At 66.9% G+C, this 26,338-nt stretch carries 28 protein-coding genes; 22 read left to right on the top strand and 6 right to left on the bottom strand.

What is annotated here, in order from left to right; translation table 11 throughout:
• Positions 1–328: 328 nt before the first annotated feature.
• From OXS49_RS16990 to folK, 16 genes are all read left to right on the top strand, one after another.
• Positions 329–1,399, top strand: coding sequence for a formyltransferase (locus tag OXS49_RS16990; RefSeq protein ID WP_267425789.1), 1,071 nt, complete (start codon positions 329–331; stop codon positions 1,397–1,399).
• Positions 1,393–3,039, top strand: coding sequence for a formylmethanofuran dehydrogenase subunit A (locus tag OXS49_RS16985; protein ID WP_267425788.1), 1,647 nt, complete (start codon positions 1,393–1,395; stop codon positions 3,037–3,039). Before OXS49_RS16990 ends, OXS49_RS16985 begins: the two co-directional genes overlap by 7 nt.
• A 27-nt stretch (positions 3,040–3,066) precedes the next feature.
• Positions 3,067–4,014 (top strand): formylmethanofuran--tetrahydromethanopterin N-formyltransferase, encoded by a 948-nt coding sequence (gene fhcD / locus OXS49_RS16980; RefSeq protein WP_243999956.1) that lies wholly within the window; start codon positions 3,067–3,069, stop codon positions 4,012–4,014.
• A gap of 3 nt (positions 4,015–4,017) precedes the next feature.
• Complete coding sequence (locus tag OXS49_RS16975; RefSeq protein WP_267425787.1) at positions 4,018–4,812, top strand: formylmethanofuran dehydrogenase subunit C; 795 nt, start codon at positions 4,018–4,020, stop codon at positions 4,810–4,812.
• An 84-nt stretch (positions 4,813–4,896) separates the two neighbouring features.
• Positions 4,897–5,103, top strand: a complete 207-nt coding sequence (locus OXS49_RS16970; protein ID WP_243999960.1) for a hypothetical protein — start codon at positions 4,897–4,899, stop codon at positions 5,101–5,103.
• Between the two features lie 60 nt (positions 5,104–5,163).
• The gene (locus OXS49_RS16965) at positions 5,164–6,798 is read left to right on the top strand and encodes an ATP-binding protein (RefSeq protein ID WP_267425786.1); all 1,635 of its coding nucleotides are present in this window, start codon (positions 5,164–5,166) and stop codon (positions 6,796–6,798) included.
• Entirely contained in the window at positions 6,795–7,499 is a 705-nt protein-coding gene (locus tag OXS49_RS16960) for a response regulator transcription factor (RefSeq protein WP_243999964.1), read from the top strand. The genes OXS49_RS16965 and OXS49_RS16960 overlap by 4 nt, the downstream gene beginning before the upstream one ends.
• Before the next feature lie 224 nt (positions 7,500–7,723).
• Positions 7,724–7,813, top strand: a complete 90-nt coding sequence (pqqA, locus tag OXS49_RS16955; protein WP_012317526.1) for a pyrroloquinoline quinone precursor peptide PqqA — start codon at positions 7,724–7,726, stop codon at positions 7,811–7,813.
• A 34-nt stretch (positions 7,814–7,847) separates the two neighbouring features.
• Positions 7,848–8,747, top strand: coding sequence for a pyrroloquinoline quinone biosynthesis protein PqqB (gene pqqB / locus OXS49_RS16950; protein ID WP_243999966.1), 900 nt, complete (start codon positions 7,848–7,850; stop codon positions 8,745–8,747).
• A gap of 311 nt (positions 8,748–9,058) precedes the next feature.
• The gene (gene pqqC, locus OXS49_RS16945) at positions 9,059–10,144 is read left to right on the top strand and encodes a pyrroloquinoline-quinone synthase PqqC (RefSeq protein ID WP_267425785.1); all 1,086 of its coding nucleotides are present in this window, start codon (positions 9,059–9,061) and stop codon (positions 10,142–10,144) included.
• Entirely contained in the window at positions 10,141–11,286 is a 1,146-nt protein-coding gene (gene pqqE / locus OXS49_RS16940; RefSeq protein WP_267425784.1) for a pyrroloquinoline quinone biosynthesis protein PqqE, read from the top strand. Before pqqC ends, pqqE begins: the two co-directional genes overlap by 4 nt.
• Positions 11,283–11,993: a hypothetical protein gene (locus tag OXS49_RS16935; RefSeq protein WP_243999973.1), complete on the top strand. Its 711-nt coding sequence runs from the start codon at positions 11,283–11,285 to the stop codon at positions 11,991–11,993. Before pqqE ends, OXS49_RS16935 begins: the two co-directional genes overlap by 4 nt.
• Positions 11,974–12,336, top strand: a complete 363-nt coding sequence (locus OXS49_RS16930; protein WP_243926552.1) for a hypothetical protein — start codon at positions 11,974–11,976, stop codon at positions 12,334–12,336. Before OXS49_RS16935 ends, OXS49_RS16930 begins: the two co-directional genes overlap by 20 nt.
• Before the next feature lie 82 nt (positions 12,337–12,418).
• Positions 12,419–13,255, top strand: coding sequence for a dihydropteroate synthase (folP, locus tag OXS49_RS16925; protein WP_267425783.1), 837 nt, complete (start codon positions 12,419–12,421; stop codon positions 13,253–13,255).
• Between the two features lie 2 nt (positions 13,256–13,257).
• Positions 13,258–13,635, top strand: a complete 378-nt coding sequence (folB, locus tag OXS49_RS16920) for a dihydroneopterin aldolase (protein WP_267425782.1) — start codon at positions 13,258–13,260, stop codon at positions 13,633–13,635.
• On the top strand, positions 13,632–14,102 hold the full coding sequence (gene folK / locus OXS49_RS16915; protein WP_243999979.1) for a 2-amino-4-hydroxy-6-hydroxymethyldihydropteridine diphosphokinase: 471 nt from the start codon (positions 13,632–13,634) through the stop codon (positions 14,100–14,102). The genes folB and folK overlap by 4 nt, the downstream gene beginning before the upstream one ends.
• A 6-nt stretch (positions 14,103–14,108) precedes the next feature.
• Here folK and xoxJ read toward each other — a convergent pair whose 3' ends face one another.
• From xoxJ to OXS49_RS16885, 6 genes are all read right to left on the bottom strand, one after another.
• Positions 14,109–14,954: a rare earth element methanol dehydrogenase accessory protein XoxJ gene (gene xoxJ, locus OXS49_RS16910; protein ID WP_267425781.1), complete on the bottom strand. Its 846-nt coding sequence runs from the start codon at positions 14,952–14,954 to the stop codon at positions 14,109–14,111.
• Positions 14,954–15,568, bottom strand: a complete 615-nt coding sequence (locus tag OXS49_RS16905; protein ID WP_243999983.1) for a c-type cytochrome, methanol metabolism-related — start codon at positions 15,566–15,568, stop codon at positions 14,954–14,956. The genes xoxJ and OXS49_RS16905 overlap by 1 nt, the downstream gene beginning before the upstream one ends.
• A 132-nt stretch (positions 15,569–15,700) precedes the next feature.
• Positions 15,701–17,506: a lanthanide-dependent methanol dehydrogenase XoxF1 gene (gene xoxF1, locus OXS49_RS16900; protein ID WP_243999985.1), complete on the bottom strand. Its 1,806-nt coding sequence runs from the start codon at positions 17,504–17,506 to the stop codon at positions 15,701–15,703.
• A gap of 693 nt (positions 17,507–18,199) precedes the next feature.
• Complete coding sequence (locus OXS49_RS16895; protein ID WP_267425779.1) at positions 18,200–18,487, bottom strand: hypothetical protein; 288 nt, start codon at positions 18,485–18,487, stop codon at positions 18,200–18,202.
• Between the two features lie 110 nt (positions 18,488–18,597).
• Complete coding sequence (gene rnd / locus OXS49_RS16890) at positions 18,598–19,770, bottom strand: ribonuclease D (RefSeq protein WP_243999989.1); 1,173 nt, start codon at positions 19,768–19,770, stop codon at positions 18,598–18,600.
• 76 nt (positions 19,771–19,846) lie between these two features.
• Positions 19,847–20,272, bottom strand: a complete 426-nt coding sequence (locus tag OXS49_RS16885) for a hypothetical protein (protein ID WP_267425777.1) — start codon at positions 20,270–20,272, stop codon at positions 19,847–19,849.
• 138 nt (positions 20,273–20,410) lie between these two features.
• Here OXS49_RS16885 and aspS point away from each other — a divergent pair, with 138 nt between their 5' ends.
• The 6 genes from aspS (at position 20,411) to OXS49_RS16855 (ending at position 26,325) form a co-directional block, all read left to right on the top strand.
• Positions 20,411–22,255 carry an aspartate--tRNA ligase gene (gene aspS, locus OXS49_RS16880; protein WP_267425776.1) on the top strand — a complete coding sequence of 615 codons (1,845 nt, stop codon included), beginning with the start codon at positions 20,411–20,413 and terminating at the stop codon, positions 22,253–22,255.
• A 10-nt stretch (positions 22,256–22,265) separates the two neighbouring features.
• Positions 22,266–23,138, top strand: coding sequence for a glycosyltransferase family 2 protein (locus OXS49_RS16875; protein WP_267425775.1), 873 nt, complete (start codon positions 22,266–22,268; stop codon positions 23,136–23,138).
• A complete protein-coding gene (locus tag OXS49_RS16870; RefSeq protein WP_267425774.1) occupies positions 23,135–24,211 on the top strand; it encodes an acyltransferase in 1,077 nt (358 codons plus the stop codon). The genes OXS49_RS16875 and OXS49_RS16870 overlap by 4 nt, the downstream gene beginning before the upstream one ends.
• The gene (locus tag OXS49_RS16865; RefSeq protein WP_267425772.1) at positions 24,208–24,537 is read left to right on the top strand and encodes a hypothetical protein; all 330 of its coding nucleotides are present in this window, start codon (positions 24,208–24,210) and stop codon (positions 24,535–24,537) included. The genes OXS49_RS16870 and OXS49_RS16865 overlap by 4 nt, the downstream gene beginning before the upstream one ends.
• 61 nt (positions 24,538–24,598) lie before the next feature.
• On the top strand, positions 24,599–25,645 hold the full coding sequence (locus OXS49_RS16860; RefSeq protein WP_267425770.1) for a hypothetical protein: 1,047 nt from the start codon (positions 24,599–24,601) through the stop codon (positions 25,643–25,645).
• Complete coding sequence (locus OXS49_RS16855; RefSeq protein WP_267425768.1) at positions 25,642–26,325, top strand: hypothetical protein; 684 nt, start codon at positions 25,642–25,644, stop codon at positions 26,323–26,325. Before OXS49_RS16860 ends, OXS49_RS16855 begins: the two co-directional genes overlap by 4 nt.
• The last annotated feature ends 13 nt before the right edge of the window (positions 26,326–26,338 follow it).

The raw sequence follows: 26,338 nt of genomic DNA, 5'->3' as shown, positions 1-26,338 counted from the left end.
ATCGGCCGAACGATTCGTTTCGCCGTGCAGGCGCCGTCGCGGAATGCACCTGGAAACCTGTCCCCGGCCGTGACGCGGAAGGGCGATAACCGACCATTTCAGCCCAGATCGCCGTCCGTATCCCAGCCATACCCCCTTGCCGCGGTGGGCGGATGAATGCAAACCTAGGCCTCGCGACGGCGTGCCGAGTTTGCCGTCTGCCCGGAACTTGCCGGGCGGGCGCGCCATTCCGACTCTGTGGGCCCCCTGTTTTGGGGTGTGCCCGCTTCGTCCGGTCTTACGGCCGTCGCCCGCTCCGAAGCCAAGCAAGAACGTTGCGAGAGGGAGCATGGCAGCCTGGGTGAAGGGTGGCGCGACGGACGCGGGCACCGCCATCGAGGCGGCCGCGTCCCTCCTCGCCAAGGCGCGCGCGCCGGTGATCGCCGGCCTCAGCGCCGACGTCGCCGCGATCCGTGCGGCCTATGATCTTGCGGGGCGCATCGGTGCCTCTGTCGACACCGCCGGGTCGATCGGGACCTATGCCGAACTCGGCGCGCTGAGCCGGGTCGGGGCCCTGACCTCGACGCCCGCCGAAGCCGTCGGGCGCGCCGATGTGGTGCTGGTGGTGGGTGCTGCGCCCTGGCAGACCCCGCTGATGAAGCGCCTGATCGATACGAAGCCGACCCGCGGTCGCGCTGCGGGATCGGATCGCGCGCTCTTGGCCGTGGGCGCGAACGCCACCGCGTCGCTGGCTTGGCCCGCCGCGGGCGGCCTGACCGAGGCCGTCGGCGTGCTGCGTGCCTTTGCCCGCGGCCACCTCGCCGGCGATGCCCTCCCCGGGCAGATCGCTGCCCGGCTCGCATCCGCTCAGTATGGCGTCCTCCTCTACGATCCCGCCGAACTCGGCGAGGCCGGCATCGAGATGCTTCAGGGGCTCGCCATGGAGCTGAGCGAGACGACACGCTGCTTCACCCTCGCCACCGGCGGCATCGGGCAGGACCGGGCCGTGGTGCCGGTCTCGGCCTGGCTGACCGGACAGGCACCGCGCAGCGGCTTCGGCCGCCGCGTGCCCGAGCACGACCCCTGGCGCTTCGACGCCGCCCGGCAGGTCGCCGCCGGCGAGGCCGACGCGGTGCTCTGGCTCGCCTCCATGCCGGTGGCGTGCCCCGATTGGCTGTCCGCGGTCCCCTCCGTGGCCCTCGTCGCAGATGGCGCGGCGAAGGCTGCCGAAATCGTCATCGCGGTCGGCCAGCCCGGCCGCGATCATGGCGGCGTCCTGTGGAACGAGCCGCGCGCCGCGCTGACCTACTGGCCGGCTTCGGCGCCCACGGATCTGCCGTCGGCCGCGTCGATCCTCGGCGCCCTCACGGAGCGCCTGATCACCGGCCAGCCCGCGTCGAGGAGTGAACCCGCATGCTGAGCGTGATTCGGGGCGGGCGCGTCGTCGATCCGACCGCGTCCCGCGATTCGGTCGGGGATGTCTGGATCGAGGACGGTCAGGTCATTGATCCGCCGGGCCGCGAGGCCGACCACGTCATCGACGCGGCGGGCTGTGTGGTGATGGCCGGCGGCGTCGAGGTGCATTCGCACATCGCCGGCGGCAACGTGATCACCTCGCGGCTGCTCCTACCCGATCTCTATGTGAGCGAGGCTGCGCCTGAGGGTCATCCCTTCGCGCATGCCGGCGGGGCAGCGGCCTGGATCGGCTCGACCTATGCGCGGATGGGCTACACCACCGCGGTCGAGCCTGCGATGCCGCCGACCCACGCGCTGGCTACACAGCTCGAACTCGCCGATATCCCGCTGCTCGACCGCGGGGCCCTGACCGTGATGGGCAACGACGACCAGCTCTTGCAGTTGCTGCGGGAACGCCAGGGCGGCAACGCGGTGCGCGACCTCGTCAGTCTGTCAGTGGCGCAGTCGCGCGGCCTCGGCGTGAAATGCATCAATGCGGGCGGCGCCTCGGCGTTCAAGGACGGTGCCCTGCGCCTGTCGCTCGACGACGAGATCCCCTGCTACGGGCTCTCGACCCGGCAGATCATGGGCTCGCTTCTCGACGCGGTCGAGGAAATCGGCGTCCCGCATCCCCTGCACGTCCATTGCAACAACCTCGGCCTGCCGGGCGCCGACGACAGCTTCATGGCGACGCTCGACGCAGCTGAGGGGCGGCGTATCCACTTCGCCCACGCCCAGTTCTACGCCTACGGCGCGGTCGATCCGGCCAATCCCGGGACCGGCGGTTTCCGCTCGGCCGCCGAACGGATCGCACAGGCGATCACCGACAATCCGAATGCCACCCTCGACATCGGGCAGGTGGTGTTCGGCCAGACCGTAACGGTCTCCCTCGACATCCTGCGCCAGTTCGCGGGGCGGAAGGGCGCCAATCCCAAGAAGTGGGTGCTGAACGCGGGTGATGCCGAGGGCGGCGGCGTGGTGCCGTTCCTGTACCGGCCGCGCGGCCCGACCAGCTCCCTGCAATGGGCGATCGGCTTGGAAATAATGCTGCTCTCAACCGATCCCGAGCGGACGATCCTGACCACGGATCACCCGAACGGCGGTCCGTTCACCCAGTACCCACGCATCATCCACCTGCTGATGGACAAGTCCGAGCGCGACCGCGAGATCGCGGCGCTGCCCAAGATCGTGGGCGAGCGCTCGGGGCTGCCGGGGCTGGAGCGCGAATACACGCTCTTGGAGATCGCGCAGCTCACGCGGTCCGGGCCGGCCAAGCTACTCGGCCTCGCGGATCGCGGTCACCTGCGGGCCGGCGCTCGGGCGGACGTTGCAATTTACCGGGACGAGTCGAACCGCACCGCCATGTTCACCGCCGCCAAGCTCGTCCTCAAGGATGGCGTGCCGATCGTCGAGGATGGCGAGGTGGTGGAGTGGCGCGTCGGACGCACGCTGTCCCTCACCGTCGAGTCCGACGAGGCCATGGCGAAGCGCGCCGATACCTACCTGACGGAGCGGTTCGGCGAGGGCCTCGACAGCTTCGCGGTGCCCGATGCCGCGTTCGGTGAGGACACGGAGAATTTCGAGGCGGTGCCATGTCGGGCGTGATCAGCGGGGCGAGCCGCGGGAACTACGATGTCTGACCTCTCCCTCAACGGTATCCCGGTCATCGACACCTTCGCGGAGGCGTTCGACGTGGCCGGGACCGCCATCGTCGTCACGAACGACACCGCCAAGTGGGCGATGATCGCCGCGACCACGATGACGGGCTTCGCCACCTCGGTGATCGGCTGCGGCGCCGAGGCCGGGATCGACGCCGAGCTGTCGCCGGAGGAGACTCCGGACGGGCGGCCGGGCGTCCGCATCCTGCTGTTCGGCTTCGAACCGAACGGGCTCAAGGAGCAGCTGATCAAGCGGGTCGGCCAGTGCATCCTCACCTGTCCGGGCACGGCCTGCTACGCGGGTGTCGATGGGCCGACCAAGATCAAGCTCGGCGGCGCGATCCGCTATTTCGGCGACGGCTTCGCGATCGCCAAGCGCCTGCCCGACGCCTCCGGCAAGGCGCGGCGCTACTGGCGTATCCCGGTGATGGACGGCGAGTTCCTGTGCGAGGATACGGTCCGGGCGGTCGACGGTGCGGTTGGCGGCGGCAATTTGCTCTTCCTCGGGCGGACCCATGCGGAGACGCTGAAGGTCGCCGAGGTAGCCGTGGAGGCCGCCAAGGCGGTGCCGGGCGCGATCCTGCCGTTCCCAGGCGGGATCGTCCGCTCCGGTTCAAAGGTCGGCGGACGGACCAAGGGCATGATGGCCTCCACCAACGACGCCTACTGCCCGACGCTCAAGGGCCGGGCTGGCTCGGCGCTCCCGGCGGATTGCGGTGTGGTTCTGGAGATCGTGATCGACGCCCTCACTTCGCAGGGTGTGTCCGACTCGATGCGCGCCGGCTTGCACGCAGCGACCGAGATCGGCGGAAAACACGGGCTTATCGCCGTGACGGCCGGCAATTACGGCGGCAATCTGGGACGCCACCACTACCATCTGCGCGACCTGATCGCGCGCGACGACGCCAAGTCGGAGGGCTGAGCCGTGAGCACCCTCACCCTGCGCGCGGCCCCGCCGGAGCGGCTGGACTTTCTGGACATTAACCCTCGGGCGCTCTCGGGTCTGTCCCAAGGCGAGGCCGAGCGCCTGGAGATCGGTACGACCCGGACAGGCGTACGCCTCGGCGACTGCTTCTCCGTTTCCCTCGACGGGTCCGACAGCCTGACCATCGAGGGCGGTCACGAGCGCCTGGATCGGGTCGGGGCGTCCCTGTCCGCGGGCACGATCCGGGTGACCGGCGATGTCGGCCAGCGCCTCGGTGCCGGCATGGCGGGCGGTAGCCTGACGGTCACCCGAAACGCAGGTCCCTACGCGGCTTCCGGTGCGACCGGCGGCACGATCACCATTGAGGGCGATGCCGGCGACTACGCGGGCGGCGCGGTCTATGCCGCCAAGACGGGGCTCGACGGGGCGACGCTGATCATCCGCGGAACCGCGGGCGCGCATCTCGGTGACCGGATGCGGCGGGGGATGATCGTCGCCGGGCGCGCGGGTGCCTTCGCGGGCTCGCGGATGATCGCCGGCACTCTGGCGGCCCTCGCGGCCGGCGACCAGCCGGGGCTCGGCATGCGCCGTGGAACCCTCGTCCTCGGCGCGCACGGGCGTATGGCCGAGACTTTCGTGGAGACCGGCGCGCACGATCTGGTGTTCCTGCGCCTGCTGGCGACGGCCCTGCGCGGCCTCAGCCCGGAGCATGCAGCCCTGCTGGACAAGCCGCTCCGACGCTATTCGGGCGACCTCGCCACCATCGCGAAGGGCGAGATCTGGGTCGCGGCCTGACGCCGCCTGGGCAAGGGGCGTGAAGGCGTCCTATCCTCCCGTTCAAGCCGGCCCGCACGAGGCTGGCAGCCCGGGAACGCGCCCATGCTGCTTCTGCTGTCGATCTGCCTCGTCGCCCAGCCCTCGACCTGCCGCGAGGACCGGATCGAGATGTCGTTCGAGACATCGAGTCCGTTCGTCTGCCTACGCAATTCACAGAGCGCGTTGGCAACCTGGCAGGCCTCCCACCCGGAATGGCACGTCGAGCGCTGGCGTTGCGCCGCCAAGGGAAGCACGCCGAAGGACCTGTGACGGCGCCTTGGCGCGCCGGCCGGGCAGTGTCATGCTGAGCCCTGCTTCGAGGGCGGCCCCATGCGCTCGTTGAAGACCCGCTTCGCGCTGCTCCTGGGCAGCACCGCCATCGTGGTGATCCTGGCTGCTGCGGCGGCGCTGGCGGCGATCGGCGCCGCGGAGCGGACCGTAGACCGAACGCTCGAAGCGCAGCGGCGCCTGGAATTGTTGGCCGAGCTGTCCGGCCGCCTCACGCAGTTCGGTCTCGCCGCCGTCGAGACCGTGGGCAATCCCGACGGACAGCCCGAGGCGATGGCGATCGCCCGCGACAATGCCGATCGCGCCCTGCGGACCGTCGACGAGGCCCTGGCCAAGAGCTTTCCGCCGAGCGACGACCCCACCGACCGGATGCAATATGCCGCGCGAACCCGCCCGATGGCCGCTTTGCGTGCCGCCCGCGCGGTCCTCGACCGGCAGGTGGCTCAGATCAATCGCCAGACCGAGCCTGAGCGGCGGCAGGACGCGATCAAGGGCGCGCTCAACGGCTTCGGCGCCATGACGGGCCAGCCGCTCTCATTCCTCATCGAGGTGGAACGGCGGAGCATGGCACTCGGCTCCGAGCAGGCCCGGGCGCTTTCGGAGCGCCTACGCCTCGCCGCGGCTGCGGCGGTGACGGCGGCCCTCGTGCTGCTGGCGATCCTGTACCGTGGCGTCACCCGGCCGACGCTGGCGCGGATCGAGGAGGTCCGCCGGGCCGCGAGCGCCATCGGACACGGTGCCCTGGACACCCGCCTGTCCGTCGCAACCCGCGACGAGCTCGGCCTCCTGATGACCAACGTCAACCGCATGGCGGCGCGCCTTGCCCGGCGGGAATTGCGGGTCGTGGCCGACCGGGCGGCGCTGGAGGACACGGTCGCGGCCCGGACGGCGGATCTGCGCGCCGCCAATGTCCGTCTCGAATCCATCGATCAGTCCCGGCGGCGCTTCTTCGCCGATGTCAGCCACGAGCTGCGCACGCCGCTCACCGTGATCCTGGGCGAGTGCGATCTCGCGTTGCGGGGGGCCTCCCGCGGCGCCGATCCCGGGCCGGTCTTCGCCACGATCAAGAAGCGCGCGCAGCGGCTGAAGCTGCGGGTCGAGGATCTGCTGCGCGTCGCCCGGTCGGAAACCGGCGAGATCGCGTTCGACAAGCGGCCCCTCGGGCTCGCCCTGGTTTTGTCGGAGGCGGTGGACAACATGACCTCCGAGGCCGCCCGGCGTCGCGTCGCGCTGTCCCTTAATCCGGGGACCCGGGATGTCGAGAGCCTCGCGGATCGCGAGTGGATCCGGCAGACGGTGGAGAGCCTCGTTGATAACGCCCTGCGCCACGCCGCCGGGCTCACCCGGGTCGAGGTCGCGCTGTCTGCCGGCCCGGGCCCGGTCGGGCGGATCACCGTGACGGATGACGGGCCGGGATTTGGCACCTCCGAAGCCGACCTGTTCGAGCGCTTCAAGCGCGGCGCCGGCGCGGGGCCCGATGAGACGGGCTTCGGCATCGGCCTCGCCCTCGCGCGCTGGATCGTCGAGCAGCATGGCGGGACCATCCGGCTGGGCGCGGGACCGGACGGGTGCGGCGCCCGCGTCAGCCTGGACATCCCGGCGCTCGATCCGGCATGGGAGTCGGGCACGGCCGGGGACGCGGCCGGCGCCGCACAGGTGAGGGAGCCGACCGCATGACGCGGATCCTGATCGTCGAGGACGATATCGATATCCGCGGCCTCCTGGCCCGGGGTCTGGAGGCGGAGGGGTTCGAGGTCGGCACGGCGGCCTGCGTCGACGAGGCGCTCAAGGCGGCGCACGATCCGGCACCCGGGGCGGTGCTGCTCGACATCGGTCTGCCGGACGGGTCGGGCCACGATGTCTGCCGCTCCCTGCGGGAAGGCGGGTTCTCCGGCGCCATCCTGTTCCTGTCCGCCCGCGACGAGATCCGCGACCGGGCCGAGGGTCTGGCGCTCGGAGCCGACGACTACATCGTCAAGCCGTTCGAGTTCGACGAGCTGGTTGCGCGCCTGCGCACGCACCTGATGCGGCGCGAGCAGGCCGAGGCGCCCCGCTCAAGGATCACGGCAGGCCGACTGAGTCTTGACCTCGACACACGTCAGGCGAGCTGCGGCGAGGCCAGTGCCCGACTCACTCCCCGCGAAGCCGATTTGCTCGCCATGCTGATGGAGAGCATCGGCAAGCCCGTCTCGCGCGCGGACATCTTCGACCGGCTCTGGGCCAGCCAGGGCGGTCTGTCGCTCAACGTGGTCGACGTCTACATCGGCTATCTGCGTTCGAAGATGGCCGATTTCGTACGTTATGGCGGCCCGGCTTTGACCACCGTGCGCGGCAAGGGCTTCATGCTGGAGCTGCGCGGCCCGGACTTTCGACAATGACCAACTGTACTTAAGTCCTACCGACCGACGTTTCCCGTAGGTTTCCGGAACTTTAGGAAGTGTCACACGAAAATTTTGGGAGGATCAGGCAACTTAGTGCTTGAAGCCTGCCCTTGAATCGTCGATACCGGTGCCGCGCCTAAAAACGAGAGCGCCATCAGTGTCTTAGGGTCTTCTTAAGATCCATGCGACGCTCGGTGAGGATACCGCCAAGGAGAAACACCATGAAGTGGGCTGCCCCGATCGTGTCCGAGATCTGCGTCGGCATGGAAGTGACGAGCTACGAGTCGGCCGAGATCGACACCTTCAACTGAGTTTTTACGGGCCGGGGATCTCGGGAGCCGCACCATGCGCGTCGTGATCCTCGGTTCCGCGGCCGGCGGCGGCCTTCCCCAGTGGAATTGCCGCTGCCCCATCTGCACGCTGGCGCGGTCCGACCCGGACCGGGTGCGACCCCGGACCCAGTCGAGCATCGCAGTGTCCGCGAACGGGTCGGATTGGCTGCTGATCAACGCCTCTCCGGATATCCGCCAACAACTCTTCGACAATCGAGCGATGCATCCGCGTGAGGGCCTGCGCCATTCGCCGATCCGCGCCGTGCTGTTGACCAACGGCGACGTCGATCATGTCGCGGGCTTGCTGACGCTGCGCGAAGGTCAGCCGTATACGCTCTACGCCACGGGCGGGATTCTCGACTCGGTGAACGCCAATCGCGTCTTCGACGTAATGGCTGCCGGCGTCGTAGCCCGTGAGGCCGTCGGCATGGATGCGCGATTCGAGCCCTTGACCGGCTTGTCGGTTACACTCTTCCCCGTCCCCGGCAAGGTGCCGCTCTGGCTGGAGGACGAGACCATGGAGATCGGCGCCGAGACCGAGACGACGGTCGGCGCCTTGATCGAAGCCGGCGGCCGGCGCCTCGCCTATATTCCTGGATGCGCGCGGGTGACGGACGGGTTGCGGGCGCGCATCGCCGGTGTGGATGCACTGCTGTTCGACGGCACGGTTCTGCACGACGACGACATGATCCGGGCCGGCGTCGGAACGAAGACCGGCTGGCGCATGGGGCACGTGCCGATGCGCGGCGCGAACGGTTCGATCGACGCCCTCGCGGCGACCGAGATCGGGCAGCGCATCTTCGTGCACATCAACAACACCAATCCCGTGTTGGTCGAGGGATCCCCGGAGCGCGGGGATGTCGAGGCGGCCGGGTGGACAGTGGCGCATGACGGTCTGAGCCTGTCGCTGTAGCCAGACCCGTCGAATCCACACCCTTCTCCTGACGTGCGGCGAAGCCGCATCGAAGGATGATCCCAGGGATCGCGCGGCGGGCCGGTGGCCTCCTTCGAGACCTGCGCTTCGCTCCGGCAGCTCAGGATGCCGGTGTGGATCGGGAACGCTGGCCGAGGGTCGAACGACGCGACAGAATATCTCGGCCGACGTGGACTGTTGGGCCGACCGGTTGTCGGCACTATATCGTCTCCGAGTTCAGGAACACGCCCCGTGCGCCGAGGGCGGGACGACACAGGAAACGCGACCCGAGAACGGACGCCGGACACGCCATGAACGCAGTTTTCCCGACCCCCGATACCGCCGAGAGCCAGCGTCTCCTCAGCCCCGAGGAATTGGAGGCCGCGCTACGCGATATCGGTGCGCGCCGCTACCACATCCTGCACCCGTTCCATCGTCTGCTCCATGATGGAAAGCTGTCGAAAGATCAGGTCCGGGCTTGGGCGCTCAATCGCTACTACTACCAAGCCATGATTCCGGTGAAGGACGCTGCCGTCCTGGCCCGGATGACCGACGCGTCGCTCCGGCGGATCTGGCGCCAGCGTATCGTCGATCACGATGGCGATCACGAGGGTGACGGCGGGATCGAGCGCTGGCTCAAGCTCGCGGAGGGCGTCGGATTCGACCGGGACTACGTGCTCTCGACCCACGGGATCCTCTCGGCGACGAAGTTCTCGGTGGAGGCCTACGTCCATTTCGTCTCGGAAAAGAGCCTGCTGGAGGCAATCGCCTCGTCGCTGACCGAGATGTTCTCGCCGACCATCATCTCCGAGCGTGTCGCCGGGATGCTGAAGAACTACGACTTCATCACCAAGGACACGTTGGCCTATTTCGATAAGCGCCTCACCCAGGCGCCGCGAGATGCCGATTTCGCCCTCGACTACGTGAAACGGCACGCGACCACGCCGGAATTGCAGCGTCAGGCGATGGCCGCGCTGACCTTCAAATGCAACGTCCTCTGGACCCAGCTCGACGCCCTGTACTTCGCCTACGTCGCCCCCGGCATGATCCCGCCAGATGCGTGGCGCCCGGGCGAAGGCCTCGTCGCCGAGCAGCCGCAGGTTCAGGCCGCCGGTGCCGGCCGCAAGATGCTGGCCGAAGATCGTCCGCGACTGCCCCGGGGTGTTCGGCTGCGGAATGACGAGACCCGGGGCAAGTGGGTCCTCCTCGCCCCCGAGCGCACCTTCGACCTGGACGACAATGCCGTGGCGGTTCTGAAGCTCGTCGATGGCAATCGGAGCGTGGCGGCGATCGCCGACGAGCTGGGCCAGACCTATGCGGCCGACCCGCGCGCCATCGAGACCGATATCCTGGTGATGCTCGACGGGTTGGCCGAGAAACGGGTTCTGGAGCGATGAACGCTGTCACACCGAATCGCCCCGAGGCACTGGCCCCGGTGGGTCTGCTTGCCGAGCTGACCCACCGCTGCCCGCTGCGTTGCCCCTACTGCTCCAACCCGCTCGAGCTCGACCGCCGCTCCGGAGAGCTCGACACGGCGACGTGGCAGCGTGTTCTCACGGAGGCAGCGGGCCTCGGCGTGCTGCACGTCCATCTCTCAGGCGGCGAGCCGACGGCGCGCAACGACATCGTCGAGATCACCAAGACTTGCGCGGATCTCGGCCTCTACTCGAACCTGATCACGTCGGGCGTCGGTGGGGCGTTGGGCAAGCTCCAGGCCCTCTACGATGTCGGGCTCGACCACGTGCAGCTCTCGGTGCAGGGCGTCGACGCACAGAATGCCGAGCGGATCGGCGGCCTGAAGAACGCGCAGCCCCAGAAGTTCGAATTCGCCGCCAAGGTGGTGGAACTCGGCCTGCCGTTGACGCTGAATTCGGTGATCCACCGCGGCAACATTCACGAGGTGCCGGGCTTCATCGATCTCGCTGTCAAGATGGGCGCCAAACGGCTCGAAGTGGCCCACACGCAGTATTACGGCTGGGCCTACGTCAACCGCGCCGCGCTGATGCCCAATAAGGCGCAGGTGGACGAGTCGATCCGGATCGTCGAGGCCGCCCGGGAGCGGCTGAAGGGCCAGCTCGTCATCGATCTCGTGGTGCCGGATTATTACGCCAAATATCCGAAGGCCTGTGCGGGTGGCTGGGGCCGCAAGCTCATGAACGTCACGCCACAGGGCAAGGTCCTCCCTTGCCACGCCGCCGAGACGATTCCCGGCTTGGAGTTCTGGCACGTTGGCGATCATTCGCTGGGTGAGATCTGGCGCGACTCGCCGGCCTTCACGGCCTATCGCGGCACCGACTGGATGAAGGAGCCCTGCCGCTCTTGCGACCGGCGCGAGAAGGATTGGGGCGGTTGCCGCTGCCAGGCCCTGGCTTTGGCCGGGGACGCTGCCGCCACCGACCCGGCCTGCTCGCTCTCCCCGCTTCACGACAAGGTGCGGGCGCTCGCCGTCGAGGAAGCGGCCGAGAACCCGCCCGATTATGTCTATCGGACGATCGGCAGCAACGTCCGGTCGCCGTTCAAGGAGGAAGTTCACTCGTGAGAGTTGTTGCCACGACTGCCTTCGTGCTGGTGCTGGCCGCGCTGTCTGCCGCGGCCGAAGACGCACCGAAGCCTGCCGCCGTAACCCAGGCCAACGCCGCGGCTCCGCCCTCAGCGTCCGATCTGCTGTTCGATCAGCCCCAGATGAAGAACGCGGCGCCGGGCTCCACGATCACCTACGATTACCTGCGCCGATCCGGCATTGCGGGTGGACCGTTCGGCGCGCCGCTGCAGGATACGCTGGTCCTTAAGGTCGAGCCCGGAAAGAGCTCGGACGCCCGGGACATCAGCGTCACGATGTTCTCCGGCTTGAACCGCGTGCCGGCCGGCCCGTTCGAGGATATGGCGGGCAACCCGGTCGTGTCGCTCTTCCTGGAGAACCATCTGAAGGGGTTGGCCAAGGTGCTTGAGGCCAACCCGCGCTACCTGAAGCTCGCGATCCGCAAGGGTCTGCGCGAGAAGGCCGTCGTGACGCCCACGAAAGTGAATTTCGGCGGTAAGGACATCGACGCCTGGCAGGTCGTGACCAAGCCGTTCGCAGGCGACGCGTTGGCGCAGCGCATGCGCGGCATGGACGACATGACCTATACCTTCGTCACGGCCCCGTCGGTCCCCGGCGAGATCGTCTCGATCGAGGCGTCCTCGAAGAACCAGGACGGTGGCGAGTTGCTGGAGGAGAAGCTGAACTATGATCAGAAGGCTGGCTGAACGCGGCGCGCTGGCCGTCCTCGCCCTGACGCTGTCGGGGCTGGCCGGCTGGGCGGCGGAAGAAAATGATTACCCGACCGATGCGCGGGTCGATTATGTGTTCGGCTGCATGGCGGCCAACGGCCAGACCCGGGACAGCTTGCAGAAATGCTCCTGCTCGCTCGACCAGCTCGCTGCGATCCTGCCCTACGACAAGTACGTGCAGGCCAGCACGGTCCTGTCGATGCGGCAGGGCATCGGCAACCGCGCCAACGAGTTCAAGTCGACCAAGATCTTCGACGACAAGGTCGCCGAACTTCGGCGTGCTCAGGCCGAGGCCGAGATCCGCTGCTACCACGGGTAGGCAAGTGAGGCCGGCGTTGCGCCGGCCTCGCGATTGACGCACACCGGGCCCCCAAAGCGCGCACGTGAACGGGACCCGCACCGTGACCCCCTCTCCCGGCTTGTCCGACCTGCTCCCCAATCTCGGCGGACGCACGCTGGTGATGGGCATCCTCAACGTCACACCCGATTCCTTCTCCGACGGGGGCCTGTTCACCGGAACAGACGCGGCGATCGCCCAAGCCGAGCGGCTGGTGGCGGAGGGGGCCGCGATCCTCGATATCGGGGGTGAATCGACCCGCCCCGGCCATGTCCCGGTGCCGGCCGAGGAAGAGCAGGCCCGCGTCCTGCCGGTGATCCGCGCCGTGGCGCCGCGATTGGCCGTGCCAATCTCAATCGACACCTACAAGGCGTCGACAGCCCGCGTCGCCCTGGAGGCCGGCGCGCGGATCGTCAACGACGTCTGGGGCCTGCAGCGCGAACCCGATATCGCCACGGTTGCGGCCGCGCACGGAGCGCCGGTCATCATCATGCACAACCGTGCGACGATCGAGCCGGATATCGACATCGTCGCCGACATGCTGGCCTTCTTCGAGCGCTCGCTCGATATCGCGCATCGCGCCGGCATCGACGACGCCAACATCATGCTCGACCCCGGGGTCGGGTTCGGCAAGACCTGGGCGCAGCATCTCGACGCGCTGCGCCGTCTGCCCGAGATCCGGGCACTGGGCTTCCCGGTCCTGGTTGGGGTCTCACGCAAATCCCTGCTCGGCCGGTTGCACGACCGAGAGAGCCGTCCGGCCGACCGCCTGACCGGGTCGCTTGCCGCCCATGCCGTCGCGGCGACGCTCGGTGCCGACATCGTGCGGGTGCATGATGTGGCGGCCCATGTCGACGCCATGCGAGTGGTCGATGCCGTGATGCGGCCGGAGATACAGTGACGATGGCGGGCGACCTTATCCGGGTGACGCGGATCGCCGTGTTCGGCCGGCACGGGCTGTTGCCCGAGGAGGCGGTTCTCGGCCAGCGCTTCTATATCTCGCTCGAAGCGCAACTGGATCTCGGCGAGGCGGGACGCACCGACGACGTTGCCGGCACGGTGAGTTACGCGGACCTCACGCAGATCGCCGTGGAGATCGCCACGGAGCGCCGCTTCAATCTGATCGAGGCGCTTGCCGAGACGATCGCAGCAACGATCCTGGACAAGTTCGCGCGGGTGGCGGCGATCGTGGTGCGGGTCGACAAGCCGAGCGCACCAGTCCCAGCGATTCTGGACGGCGTCAGCATCGAGATTCTGCGGCGCCGTGGAGTCCGCGCATGAAGGCGTACCTCGGCATCGGCAGCAACATCGGCGACATGGCCGCGATGCTCGACAGGGCCGTGGCGGGTCTCGCGGCGACGCCAGGCATCCGTGTCGTTGCGCGCTCAGCCGATTACCGCACGCCGCCCTGGGGCAATACCGATCAGCCCTGGTTTCTCAACGGCGCGCTTGCGGTGGACACCGATCTCGATCCGCATCGCCTGCTGGATGCCTGTCTGTCGATCGAGCACGATCTGGGACGCGTGCGCGAGGAGCGCTGGGGACCGCGGGTCATCGACATCGACGTCCTGGCCTACGAAGGCGCCGCCGTGGACGATGCCCGTCTCGTCCTGCCGCATCGCTATGTGCGCGAACGGGCCTTCGTTCTGGTCCCGCTGGCCGAGATCGCGCCGAGCCTCGTCATCGGCGGCGAGCGGGTTGAGGATGCGCTGGCAAAGCTCGATCGGAGCGGCATCGAGCGGGCCTGAACCGGTTCAGCGCTCGCCTGGCTGGGCCAGCTTGTTCTCTTCCTCGTCGAGAAGCGGAACGTTGTAGTCGCGAAGCACGGCGTCAATATCGGCCTTGCGCTTGCGCAGCACGCCGTTCAGCGTGCGCTTCCAATCGTTCTCGCCGATCCGTACGCCCATGGCGATCCGATAGGCCATAGGCGGCCGCTCCGGCTCCTTCAGCAAGGGCACGACGTTCATCGCCGTCCCGGATTGCTTGGCGAGCCAACCCGCTGCGGGTCCCCACAACACCGCGGCATCGATCTCCTTCGCAGCCAGCGCCGCAACGATCTCGGCCGCCACAGTCTGGTGCTTGCGCGCCGGGTCCAGCTGATAGGGTGCGTAGGCCTTCATATTCGAGACCAGCCCGAGATCGCCCATCCGATTGACCGGCGGCGTGCCGGCGATCACGCCGATGCTTTTTCCCTTCAGGCGCGCATCGTCGAGGCCTGTAATGCCGTCGAACTCGCCGGCCCGTGTTACCAACGTGTAGGCGGAGCGGTAATAGGGATTGGACGTCTGGACGAGGTCGCCGCCGAAGGCTGTACCCATGATGACATCACAAAGGCCGGTCCCGAGCGTGTTGCGCACGAAACCGGGCCCTTGCGTCAGCCAGTAATAGCGGATCTTGACCTTGAGCTCGTCGGCAATAATCGCAGCGATCTTGTTCTCGAAGCCGTCATCCTTGCGTTCGGAGAACGGCATGTTGCCCGGGTCCCCACAGACGCGCAGCACGTCCGTCGTCACCGTATCCGGCAGATGCTGGGCGAGCGCCCCCTGCGCCGTCGTCACAAACAGGGCGCAGAGGGCGAGGATCCGGGCAAGAAGCGCCATCAGAAGCCCATACACTCCTTCTCGGCCTTCTTCGCCGCGTCGGGCTTATCTTCGTGCTCGGAGGGACGGATACGTCCGATCGCCCCGGCGGCGCGCGCCTTCAGATAAACGTATAAGTCGTCAGAGTAACACATGACGTTCTTGTTGTCGCCGAAGGCCGGCATGACCTTCTGCTCGGAAGCATTCACGTCTTGCTTGCCGCCGACTAGGATGCCGATGAACTCCTCGTAGGAGAGGTGCTTCAGCGAGTCTTTCAGGGCCGGGGCGTAGGTCGAGCCCATGCCGTCGGGACCGTGGCAGACGTGGCATTCGGCGTGATAGCGGCGGTAACCCGAGTAGGTATACCAATCGAGCATCTTGCCGTCCTGGGTCACGTGGAACGTGGGGTGACCTTCGGCGTCCATGTACTTGCCGTCTTCGATCTTCACGGCGGCATCCCGCTTGAGCAACGCGGGATCCTGCTCTGCCGTCTTGTCGTTCGCGTTCAAGGAGTCGGCGAGCTTGGGGTCGGCAGCGGGCTTGGCATCCTCAGCATGTACGGCAACCGCGGAAACGGTCGCTAGGGCGAGGGCGGCGATAACCGGCCGCGTTACGATCTTGCTGAGGTTGAGCAACGCATCTGTCTCCCAGTTCCGAGGCTTTGCGTCTTTGTACGAACGACAGCCTCTTACGAGTAAGTCTAATCAAAAGAGTGCCGGCGCGGAAGCCCGCGCCGGCACCGATTTCACCTTGTACCCTGCGGCCGATTAGTTCGGCAGGGCGAAGACGGTCAGCTGGCCGCCCAGGTTGGTGTACTGCGACAGGGCCGCATAGCCACCCACCGCGCCGAGGCCGGCGTTCGGGTCGGTCAGGCCGGCCGCGAGGCCGATGCCGGCCCAGCCACCGACGCCCGACAGGACGCCGACGTACTGCTTGCCCTTGTGCTGGTAGGTCATCACGTTGCCGATGATGCCCGACGGGGTCTTGAACTTGAACAGCTCCTTGCCGGTCTTGTCGTCGACCGCCTTCAGGTAACCCTCAAGCGTTCCGTAGAACACCACGTCGCCAGCGGTGGCCAGAGCACCGGACCACACCGAGAACTGCTCGGCGTCGGACCACTTGATCTTGCCGTTGACGCCATCCCAAGCGATGAAGTTGCCCATGCCGCCGTGCGAGTTCGGGGCCGGGTACATCGAGAGGGTCGCACCGACGTAGGGCTGGCCCGGGGTGTAGGTCACCCGGAACGGCTCGTAGTCCATGCAGACGTGGTTGGTGGGCACGTAGAACAGCTGGGTCTTCGGCGAGTAGGCCGCAGGCTGCTGATCCTTGGTACCAAGCGCCGCCGGGCAGATGCCCTTGGAGTTGGTGTCTTCACCGTTCTGCTCGGTCGAGTACTTCGACACGACCAGCGGACGGCCGTAGGTCTTCGACCCCTTGTCCATGTCGACTTTGGTCGCCCAGTTGACGGCCGGATCGAACTTCTCGGCGACCAGCAGGCTGCCGTCCGCGCGGTTCAGCGTGTAGCCGAAGCCGTTACGGTCGAAGTGGGTCAGGAGCGGCTGCTCCTTGCCGTCGATCTTCTGATCCGTGAGGATCATCTCGTTGATGCCGTCGTAATCCCACTCGTCGTGGGGAGTCATCTGGTAGACCCACTTGGCGACGCCGGTATCCGGGTTACGCGCCCAGATGGTCATCGACCACTTGTTGTCGCCCGGACGCTGCTTGGGGTTCCAGGTCGAGGGGTTGCCCGAGCCGTAGTACATCAGGTCGAGCTTGGGATCGTAGGAGAACCAGCCCCAGGTGCAACCGCCGCCGGTCTTCCACTGATCGCCTTCCCAGGTCTTCAGCGAAGAATCCTTGCCGACAGGCTTGCCGAGGTAGGTCGTCTTCTCCGGGTCGATCAGCATCTGATCGTCCGGGCCCTCGGAGTAGCCGCGCCACACCTTCTTGCCAGTCTTCAGGTCGTAGGCGGTGACGTGGCACTGCACGCCGAACTCGCCGCCCGAGATGCCGACGATGACCTTGTCCTTGACCGGCAGAACCGTCGCGGTGTTGGTCTCGCCCTTCTTCGGGTCGCCGTTCACGACAGACCAGTTGACCTTGCCGGTCTTGGCGTCGAGCGACACGACCGTGGTGTCGGCCTGGTGCAGGATGATGGTGCCGTCGGCGTAGGCCAGACCACGGTTGACCGTGTCACAGCACATGACCGGGATCACGGACGGATCCTGCTTGGGCTCGTACTTCCAAACGATCTTCGCCTCGTGGTCGAGATCGAGGGCGTACACGATGTTCGGGAACGGCGTGTGCACGTACATCATGTTGCCGACGACGAGCGGCGAGCCCTCGTGGCCACGCAGAACGCCGGTCGAGAAGGTCCAGGCGACCTGGAGGTTCTTCACGTTCGACGCGTTGATCTGGTCGAGCTTCGAATAGCGGGTGTTGGCGTAATCGACCGTCTGAAGTGCCTGCTCCGCCGGGTTGGCGATGCTCTTCAGAACGCTTTCGTTGGCCAGCGCCGGCGCGGCAACCGCCGCAACGCCCGCGCCGAGCGCAAGGAGATGCACTGCTCTCATGGGTTCCTCCGACAAGTCTTTGAGAATACTCGCGACACACCAAGAGTGCGGTGTCGCGCGGACTCCGACCTGACTATTTGCGACAGGGATGGACGCCTCGGTAGCGGGCTTCATCGACTTTAAGAGATCTTCAGATCCCTTAGCCAGGAACCACCATCCCTGAGGCGGTCCCCTCGAAACCGAGGCTTGCCCGGACCTTAAGAGATTTTTGAGCGCCGTCAACTCGCTGTTCCACCGATGTCGACACAGGATGAAGGCTTATTCCGAGGTTACAGAAGGCCATTGATCGTCATCATTCCGCGTTAGGAATGGTGCGCTGCACAATCGATTTATTGTTTGGTGTCGGCGTTCTCACGGCGATGTGACAGCGTCCTATGCAGGACTTGCATCTGGGAAAGCGTTGCTGTGCAGGCTCATGCGCTGGCTGCGCTGATAGTGGTTGGATAGCCTACGGCCTTCACGACGCCGCGTCAGTCGTCAACGGCGATGCGGTATCGGATTGCTCTGTCAAAGGGGGCTATCGAGGCTCTGAAGACCTGTGCGCCCAGTCGCCGCATCCTCAGAGGAGCCGGTCTCTTTCCCCATTAGAAGTGTAGGGCGCGACAAATTGCCGAATCTTCCCGGCCAGCTGGGCTTTGATCGCGCCCGGTTTTCGGTCCCGGGCATCGTGGCGAGCCGAAGAGGCGTCATCGGTCAGAGCGTTCCGACCGGGCCGGTGCTCTCGAACTCGGCGGTGTCACCGACGAGGTCGGTCATCGCGATGTCGAGCCGTCGCCCGTTCGCAAGCCGAAGCTGCGCGTCCGGTTCGAGCCAAATCGGCTTCAGATTGGTGTGGCTGCCGTGAAGCGTGCCGTGGGCGACGACACCGACCTCCCGCCGTTCGACGATCACGCGGTAGCGGACCCGCACCGAACCGCATCCCTCCGCCGTAACGAGACCGCGGCCGGTCAGTGTCTTCAGGACTTCGTTCGGCTCGAACATACGCGGGACGCACGGGCGGGAAGGAACGGCAACCAGGTTGCCATTTAATCCCGCCCACCGGCCAAGTCACGCCTTCACGGCTCGGTTATTGAGAGCCCGGCATCGGCCGGTCAGTCCACAGCGGGCGAAGCCGGTTCGAGATCCCGCACCACGATCCGGCCGGCCTCGACGGACAGCGCCAGCCGGCCCTGCTTCAATGCGAGCGCCTTCTCACCGAACAGCATGCGCCGCCAGCCTTCGAGGGCGGGGACGTTGGCGCGATCATCGTCGGCGATCGCTTCGAGATCATCGACGGTGCCGATGATCTTCGGCGCCACGCCTTCGGCTTCGCAGACCGCCTTAAGCAGCACCTTCAGGAGTTCGACGATGGCGCCGTTGCCACCGCCCCGGCGTAGCCGCTCCGGCATGCGAATGTCGGCCGTATCCCGCGACAGCCCGCGCTCCACCGCCGCAAGGATGTCGGTGCCCGTGCGGGATCGCTCGAAGCCGGCCGGAATCGTTCGCAGGCGGCCCAGGGCTTCGACGCTCCGGGGCGCCGCGGAAGCGATGTCGATCACCGCTTCATCCTTGAGCACCCGCCCACGTGGGACGTTGCGGGTCTGCGCTTCGCTCTCGCGCCACGCGGCGACTTCCATCAGCACAGCGATTTCGCGCGGCTTGCGCATGCGGCCGGAAAGCCGCCGCCACGCCTGGGACGGATCGGCCCGGTAGGTCTCGGGCGAAGTCAGGACCGCCATCTCCTCGTCGAGCCACGCGCCACGGTCGGTGCGCAGCAGTTCGGCGACAAGGACCTCGTAGACTGTGACGAGGTGGGTGACGTCCGACAGGGCGTAGGTCAGCTGCGCCTCGGATAGGGGCCGCCGGGACCAGTCGGTGAACCGGGACGACTTGTCGATCTTGGCCTTGGCGACGTCGTTGACGAGCTGCTCGTACGAAACGGAATCGCCGTAGCCGCACACCATGGCGGCGACCTGCGTGTCGAAGAACGGGTGCGGCAGGATTCCGCCCATCATCCAGACGATCTCGAGGTCCTGGCGAGCGGAATGGAAGACCTTCACGGTCCGCGTATCCGCCATCAAGTCAATGAACGGCTGCAGATCGATCCCCGGCGCCAGGGGATCGACCAGGACGGCAGTGCCGTCCGGGGCCGCCATCTGGATCAGGCAAAGCTTGGGGTAGTAGGTCGTCTCGCGCATGAACTCCGTGTCGACGGTCACGAAGGGTTGCGCGGCCAGACGCGTACAGATGTCCCGCAGGGTGTCGGTCGAAGAAATCAGATCCATGAAACGGCTATACGCAACCGACGCGGCGGTGGGGAGCGAAACCCGCGCCGCGTCCCTGTTTTTCCCGCATTCCCCATCATGAACCCCGTGTCGAGGAAACCGTCAGGGGTCGCGAGGCGGCCCTCCGGCGCGCTTGTCCCTGTCGCTTGATCCGAAGGGTATCGGCCCGGCGCTGCGCCTCGGCGCGCCCGAGCAACCGATCGAGAATACCGGTCTCGATGCGTTCGCCGGTGGCGCCATCCATGAGGCGGCGGATCCGGTCGACCCGGAAACCGCGATAGCCGCCCCGCCGGGCGTCAATGCCGCCGAGAAGGGTCCGGCCCGGTCCGAGCCTGAGTTCGCGCGCGTCGAGGGAACGGTTGCTCCAGGCACCGGACGCGTCCTCGTAGACGAGGTCGAAATGCCCACCGAGCGGCAGCGTCCGCCACGCGCCCGGACGCGCGTCGACGGGGGTAGCTCGGCCGACCCCGGATGGGAGAAAAACGTTGTTGATCATGGACATGATATGGGGATTGCCGGGCCCGTCCGGTAGTGTGACGGGCGTCGCCGAAGCCGTTTCCCGAGGCGTCGGCTGCGGACCGCGCTTGACTTGGGGGGGCTCGCGTGAATGGTGCCGGCCTTCCCACAGAAGAAGCCCGTCATGCATCGTTACCGTTCCCACACCTGCGGGGCGCTCCGCCCGTCCGATGTCGGGCAGGCCATCCGCCTTTCAGGCTGGTGCCACCGCATCCGCGACCACGGCGGTGTGCTCTTCATCGATCTGCGCGATCATTACGGGCTGACGCAGTGCGTGATCGATTCCGATTCCCCGGCATTCAAAGCGGCTGATGCCGTGCGCTCGGAATGGGTTGTGCGGATCGATGGCCGCGTGCGGACCCGCCCGGCCGGCACCGAGAACCCCGAGCTGCCGACCGGCGTCGTAGAAGTCTATATCGATGACCTGGAGGTGCTGGGCCCGGCGGGCGAGCTGCCGCTGCCGGTCTTCGGCGATCTGGAATACCCGGAAGAGACGCGGCTGCGCTACCGCTTCCTCGACCTGCGCCGGGAGAAACTCCACGCGAACATCATGAAGCGCGGCGCGATCATCGATTCGCTCCGCCGCCGGATGCGCGACGGTGGCTTCTTCGAGTTTCAGACACCCATTCTCACGGCGTCGAGCCCGGAGGGCGCCCGCGACTATCTGGTGCCGTCGCGGGTCCATCCCGGCAAGTTTTACGCGCTGCCGCAGGCGCCGCAGCAGTTCAAACAGCTGACGATGATCGCGGGCTTCGACCGCTACTTCCAGATCGCGCCGTGCTTCCGCGACGAGGATGCCCGCGCCGACCGCTCGCCGGGTGAGTTCTACCAGCTCGATATCGAGATGAGCTTCGTCACCCAGGAGGATGTGTTCCAGGCGGTGGAGCCGGTTCTGCGCGGGGTGTTCGACGAATTCGCCCAGGGCAAGCGCGTCACGCAGGAATTCCCGCGGATCACCTATGCGGATTCGATGCTGAAATTCGGTGTCGATAAGCCGGATCTGCGCAATCCGCTGATCATCGCCGACGTGACGGACTTGTTTGCCCGCGAGGACGTGGCCTTCAAGGCGTTCAAGGGTGTGATCGCCGGCGGCGGCGTGGTCCGGGCGATCCCGGCGACCGGGGCGGCGGCACAGTCGCGCTCGTTCTTCGACAGGCTGAACGACTGGGCGCGCTCCGAGGGTGCCCCTGGGCTCGGCTACGTCGTGTTCGAGGAGGAGAACGGGCAGCTCACCGGCAAGGGGCCGATCGCCAAGTTCATCCCGGCCGAGGTCCAGGCGCTGATCGCCGAGCGGGCCGGGGCCAAGGCGGGCGATGCGGTGTTCTTCTCCGCCGGCGTCGAGGGCAAGGCGGCCGGGCTCGCCGGCAAGGCGCGCATCCGAATCGGCGACGAGCTGGGCCTCTGCGACAAGGACCAGTACGCCTTCTGCTGGATCACCGACTTCCCGATGTACGAGTGGAGCGAGGAGGAGAAGCGGATCGATTTTTCGCACAATCCGTTCTCCATGCCGAACATCGATCGCGAAGAGTTCCTCGCGCTCGATCTCGAAGCACTGGCCTCAGAGGACGAGACCGGCGCCAACACCAAGAAAATCCTCGGCATCAAGGCGTTCCAGTACGACATCGTCTGCAACGGGATCGAGCTGTCGTCCGGTGCGATCCGGAACCACCGTCCCGACGTGATGGAGAAGGCGTTCGCCATCGCGGGCTACGGCCGCGAGGTGCTTGAGGAGAAGTTCGGCGGCATGCTGAATGCGCTCCGCATGGGCGCCCCGCCGCACGGTGGCATCGCGCCGGGTGTCGACCGCATCGTCATGCTCCTGTGCGACGAGCCGAACATCCGCGAGGTGGTGCTGTTCCCGATGAACCAGCGCGCCGAGGATCTAATGATGGGCGCGCCCGCCGAGGCGACGCCCAAGCAGCTCCGTGAGCTGCATATCCGCCTCAACCTGCCCGAGAAGAAGGCCTAGTCCGGCCGCGGTGCCGCGCCTCGTCGCCATCGTGGTTGCGCACGACAGCGCCGGAGTGCTGCCCGCCTGCCTTGCCGCGCTCGCCGGGCAGCATGTGCCGGCGATCGTGGTCGACAATGCCAGCCGGGATGCCTCCGCTGCCGTCGCGGAGGAAGCCGGCGCGCAGGTGATCCGCAACGCCCGCAACGAGGGCTACGGCCGCGCCAACAACCGGGGCGTCCGGGCCGCGGTGACGGCGGAGCATGTCCTGATCGTCAACCCGGACGTGATCCTGCGTCCGGGGGCCGTCGATGCCCTGCTGGCGGCGGCCCGGGCCTGGCCGGATGCCGGCCTGCTGGCGCCGCGGCTGGTCGAGCCCGACGGGCGTTTCTTCTTCCAGGCGCGCTCGCTGCTCGCGCCCTATCTCACCAATCCGGGCGGTCGCCGCGCGCTGCCGCAGGGCGATGCCTGCGCGCCATTCCTGTCCGGGGCCTGCCTGCTGATGCCGCGCCGCCTATTCCTCGACCTCGGCGGCTTCGACGAGCACATCTTCCTGTTCTACGAGGATGACGACCTGTGCCGGCGCGTCGCCGAGGCCGGTCATGCCCTCATCCACGTCCACGCCGCCGAAGCGCTGCACGGCCGCGGCCGTTCCTCGGCGCCCGAGCGGGGCCGCGTGTTCCGCACACGCTGGCATCAGGCATGGTCGCGGGCCTATGTCAGCCGCAAATACGGCCTGCCCGATCCGAGCCTCGGGACCCTGCTGGCCAACCTGCCGAAGGCGCTGCTCTCGGCCCTGGTCCTGCGCCGGAGCGGGCTGGAACGCTATGGCGGCTCGGCGGCCGGCGCCTTCGCCGTCCTGCGCGGCCGCACCGCCCTGGCCCGCGAGGGCCTGCCCGAATGAGCGCGCGGACCATCGCCGAGGCGCTCGGTGCCGGGCGCAACGGCTTCACCGGCCTGCGGCTGGCCCTGGCGGTCGCCGTGGTCGTATCCCACGCCTACAGCGTCGCGACCGAAGCCGCTGGGGACGAGCCCCTGGCCCGGTTCACCGGCTACACGTTGGGCGAGCACGCGGTGAACGGCTTCTTCGCCGTGTCGGGCTTCCTCGTGACGATGAGCTGCGACCGGCGCGGGATCCGGGACTATGCGCTGGCCCGGAGCTTACGGATCCTGCCCGGGCTGGTGGCCGCGACCCTGGTCGTCTCCTTGGGCCTCGGCGCGGCGCTGACCCGCCTGCCCGTCTCCGAGTATTGGCGCGATCCGGGCCTGTGGGCGTTCATCCGCGGGACGTTGACGACCTTCAAGAGCAACGCCGCCCTCCCCGGCGTGTTCGAGGCCAGCCCGTACCGGGCGCCGTTGGGCACGATCTGGACGCTGAAATACGAGGTGCTGTGCTATCTCGGCGTTCTCGTTGCCGCCCTGGGCGGTCTGCTCCGACGGCGCTGGTCGGCCCTGGTGGTCGTCGCGGCGCTCGCGCTGGCGCTGACCATCGTGGGCGGCCTGCGGGGTTCCGACCTGCCCAAGGGCACCGAGACCGCCCTGCGCCTGCCCCTGATCTTCGCGGCTGGCGCGTGCCTCTATCTCTGGCGCGAGCGCCTGCGGATCTCCGGGGCCGCCCTCGGCTGCCTCGCCTTCGGGGCCTGCATCCTCGTTCGAACGCCGGCCTATCCGGCCCTGCTGTTCCTGGCGGAAGCCTACGGCGTGGTCTGGCTCGCCCTCGGTCCCCTGGCGCGGGGCGTGTTCGATCCACCGGCGGACCTGTCCTACGGGGTCTATCTCTACGGCTGGCCGATCCAACAGACCCTGCACGCGCTCTGGCCGGAGATTTCGGGACCCGCGCTGCTGGCCCCTGCCCTCGCGGCGACGCTGCCGGTGGCGGCCCTGTCCTGGTACGGGATCGAGCGGCCCGCCCTGGCGCTCAAGGCGCGGGCGCTGGGGCGACGACGCCTCGGCACGATCGAACCGGCGGGGCCGTGACGAATCCCGACAGGCTGCTCCCGCCCGCCGCAGCCTTGACGTTGGCGGCAACGCTGTTGGAGGCTCAGGGCTTCACGATCGTCGCCCGGAACGAGCGCGGCGACAGCCTTTACCTCGCGCGCCCGGACCAGGACGCGACCCTTCGCCTGTCCAACCATGCGCGTCGGCCGCGGCAGCGGCGGAACCATCCCGAGGTCGTGACGAGTCTTGTGGTGGCGACTCCGAAGCGGCCGAGCCAGCTCAGAGTGATGATCACCGCGGCGCTGCGAGATTTCGCGGCTTGCACATACAAAGCTGCAGCCAGGAAGTTGCCAGCGCAAAAATAGGAAAATCTTGACAAAGCATGCCGCCGCGGATAGGTTTTTTGTCCAAGCGGAGGTGGGGCGGATGTCACGACTGACCAATGATCGTCACGCTCAGGACGTCGCGGCCCTCCGCACCGAGCTCGCTGGCCTCGCCGTCGGCGTCAAGCTGATCCGGCTTGAGTGCGTTTTGAGCCGCAAATACCGAGCTGATCAGCCGCGCGCGCCAGCTGGCCAGTCCGATGGCGGCCGTTGGCTTCCGGAGGGCACCGGGGGTGGATCCCAGGCTCAGTCGCAAACGGAAGACGCTGTCCTCGAAGATGGATCGCGGGTTCTTTCGATCCGGATTCGGGCCCAACCGCATACGGACTGGGACGAGCAACACACGGTCACCGGACCGGATGGGACGCGAACGGTCTTCGAGACCTCAGGTCTTACGCAGACGATCCGTGATGGTGATAGCAACGAGATCCTGGCTCGAAATCTCCTCACACAGGATGGAGCGGAACCGGAAGCCTTCGTCCAACTGGCCCGGGGTCGGCCACGCCCGTCAGACGAACTGGCGCGGCGATTCGCGAAGACACTCGAGGCAGCGGGATCACTCTTCTCGGTTCTGTCTGGGCGGAATACCAGCGATCGAAAGGCTATCTTCGCTGCTCCCGCGAGCGAGTATATCCCGGGGGATGCTTACAACGATCAAGCCATGTGGGTTGGGGCAGTAGGGCAGACTGAGTTGGACCAGTTGTGCCCTCGTAACAGGGAGGTGCAGGCTATAGCGGACGCGGTCGCTGCAGGTGTCAAAGCCTCTGGTAATTACTTCGGTGGGCAGGATTTCGGCAACAAAGTGCATGCTGGCATTGCGGGCGTCATAAATGCCCGGAAAGACCCGAATCTCGTTGCCGAGACATCTTTCGATGCCACGACCGGCACGGATGCGAAATATGGCGCGCGGGGATCGATTCGGCTTGACGTGCTTGAGCGCTCGCAGCCATCAACTGTCTGTGTCTATGATCACAAGACCGGGAATGCGTATCTTAGAGGGCCACGGTCAGTCGATATTGCTACTGTTGTGCAAAGACGTTATCCGGGCGCCCTACGTTATATTCTTATACAGATCGAGCCGTTGGTATGACCAGCGCTCGTCAAGTTCGACCGATCTTCGACGCTTTGAAAACCAAGCACCCGTATCTCGTGCAGATCGGGAATCGTTTCGCAATTAAAAATCCAGTTCATCATATTGCGCTTGGCATATTTATCGAGCGAACTTCTGATCCAAATTGTTGCTCGCCGAGATTGTTTATGACTGCGCTATATTTTGCGGGCTTGCCCGGGGCTATTGCTATTGGTACATACTTCGAATATTTAAGTAGATCCCCAACATCAGCGGAGAAGTTCTGGCTCTGGTCCGACCCCACGATGATACCGGAGGCCATCGCGGTCTTGGACTCCGTGGCACTTCCGAAGCTGGCGCTCTATGGGACGCCAGAAAGCTACGCGACTCTGCCGTCGCGGCCCCATTGGGTCTACGACGAGCCGTACGAGGACCGTATGATCGTCCATATCGCGGCCGGCAAGCTCGACGCCGCGCGAGCGATCTGGCACGAACGACAGCCGTGGCATGCCGGCAAGTCGTTCCCGCCGGGATCGCGCGCGCATCGCTGGCAGACGCAGCTTGCCGCCGTGGAAGAACCCCTCATGGCCGGCGACCGCCCGGCGCTGGCCAAGATCCTGCACGATTGGGAGGCGGCCAACGTTCGCGGGACGGAGCTGGAGCCCTACTGGGAACCCACCCCATTCCCGCTGGAGCGATGAGCCCGGTAGAACC

It is taken from the genome of Methylobacterium sp. GC_Met_2 (assembly GCF_026540795.1).
Classification (GTDB): Bacteria; Pseudomonadota; Alphaproteobacteria; order Rhizobiales; family Beijerinckiaceae; genus Methylobacterium.
Note: the sequence above shows the minus strand (reverse complement) of the source record. Positions and strands in the feature narration are given on the sequence as shown.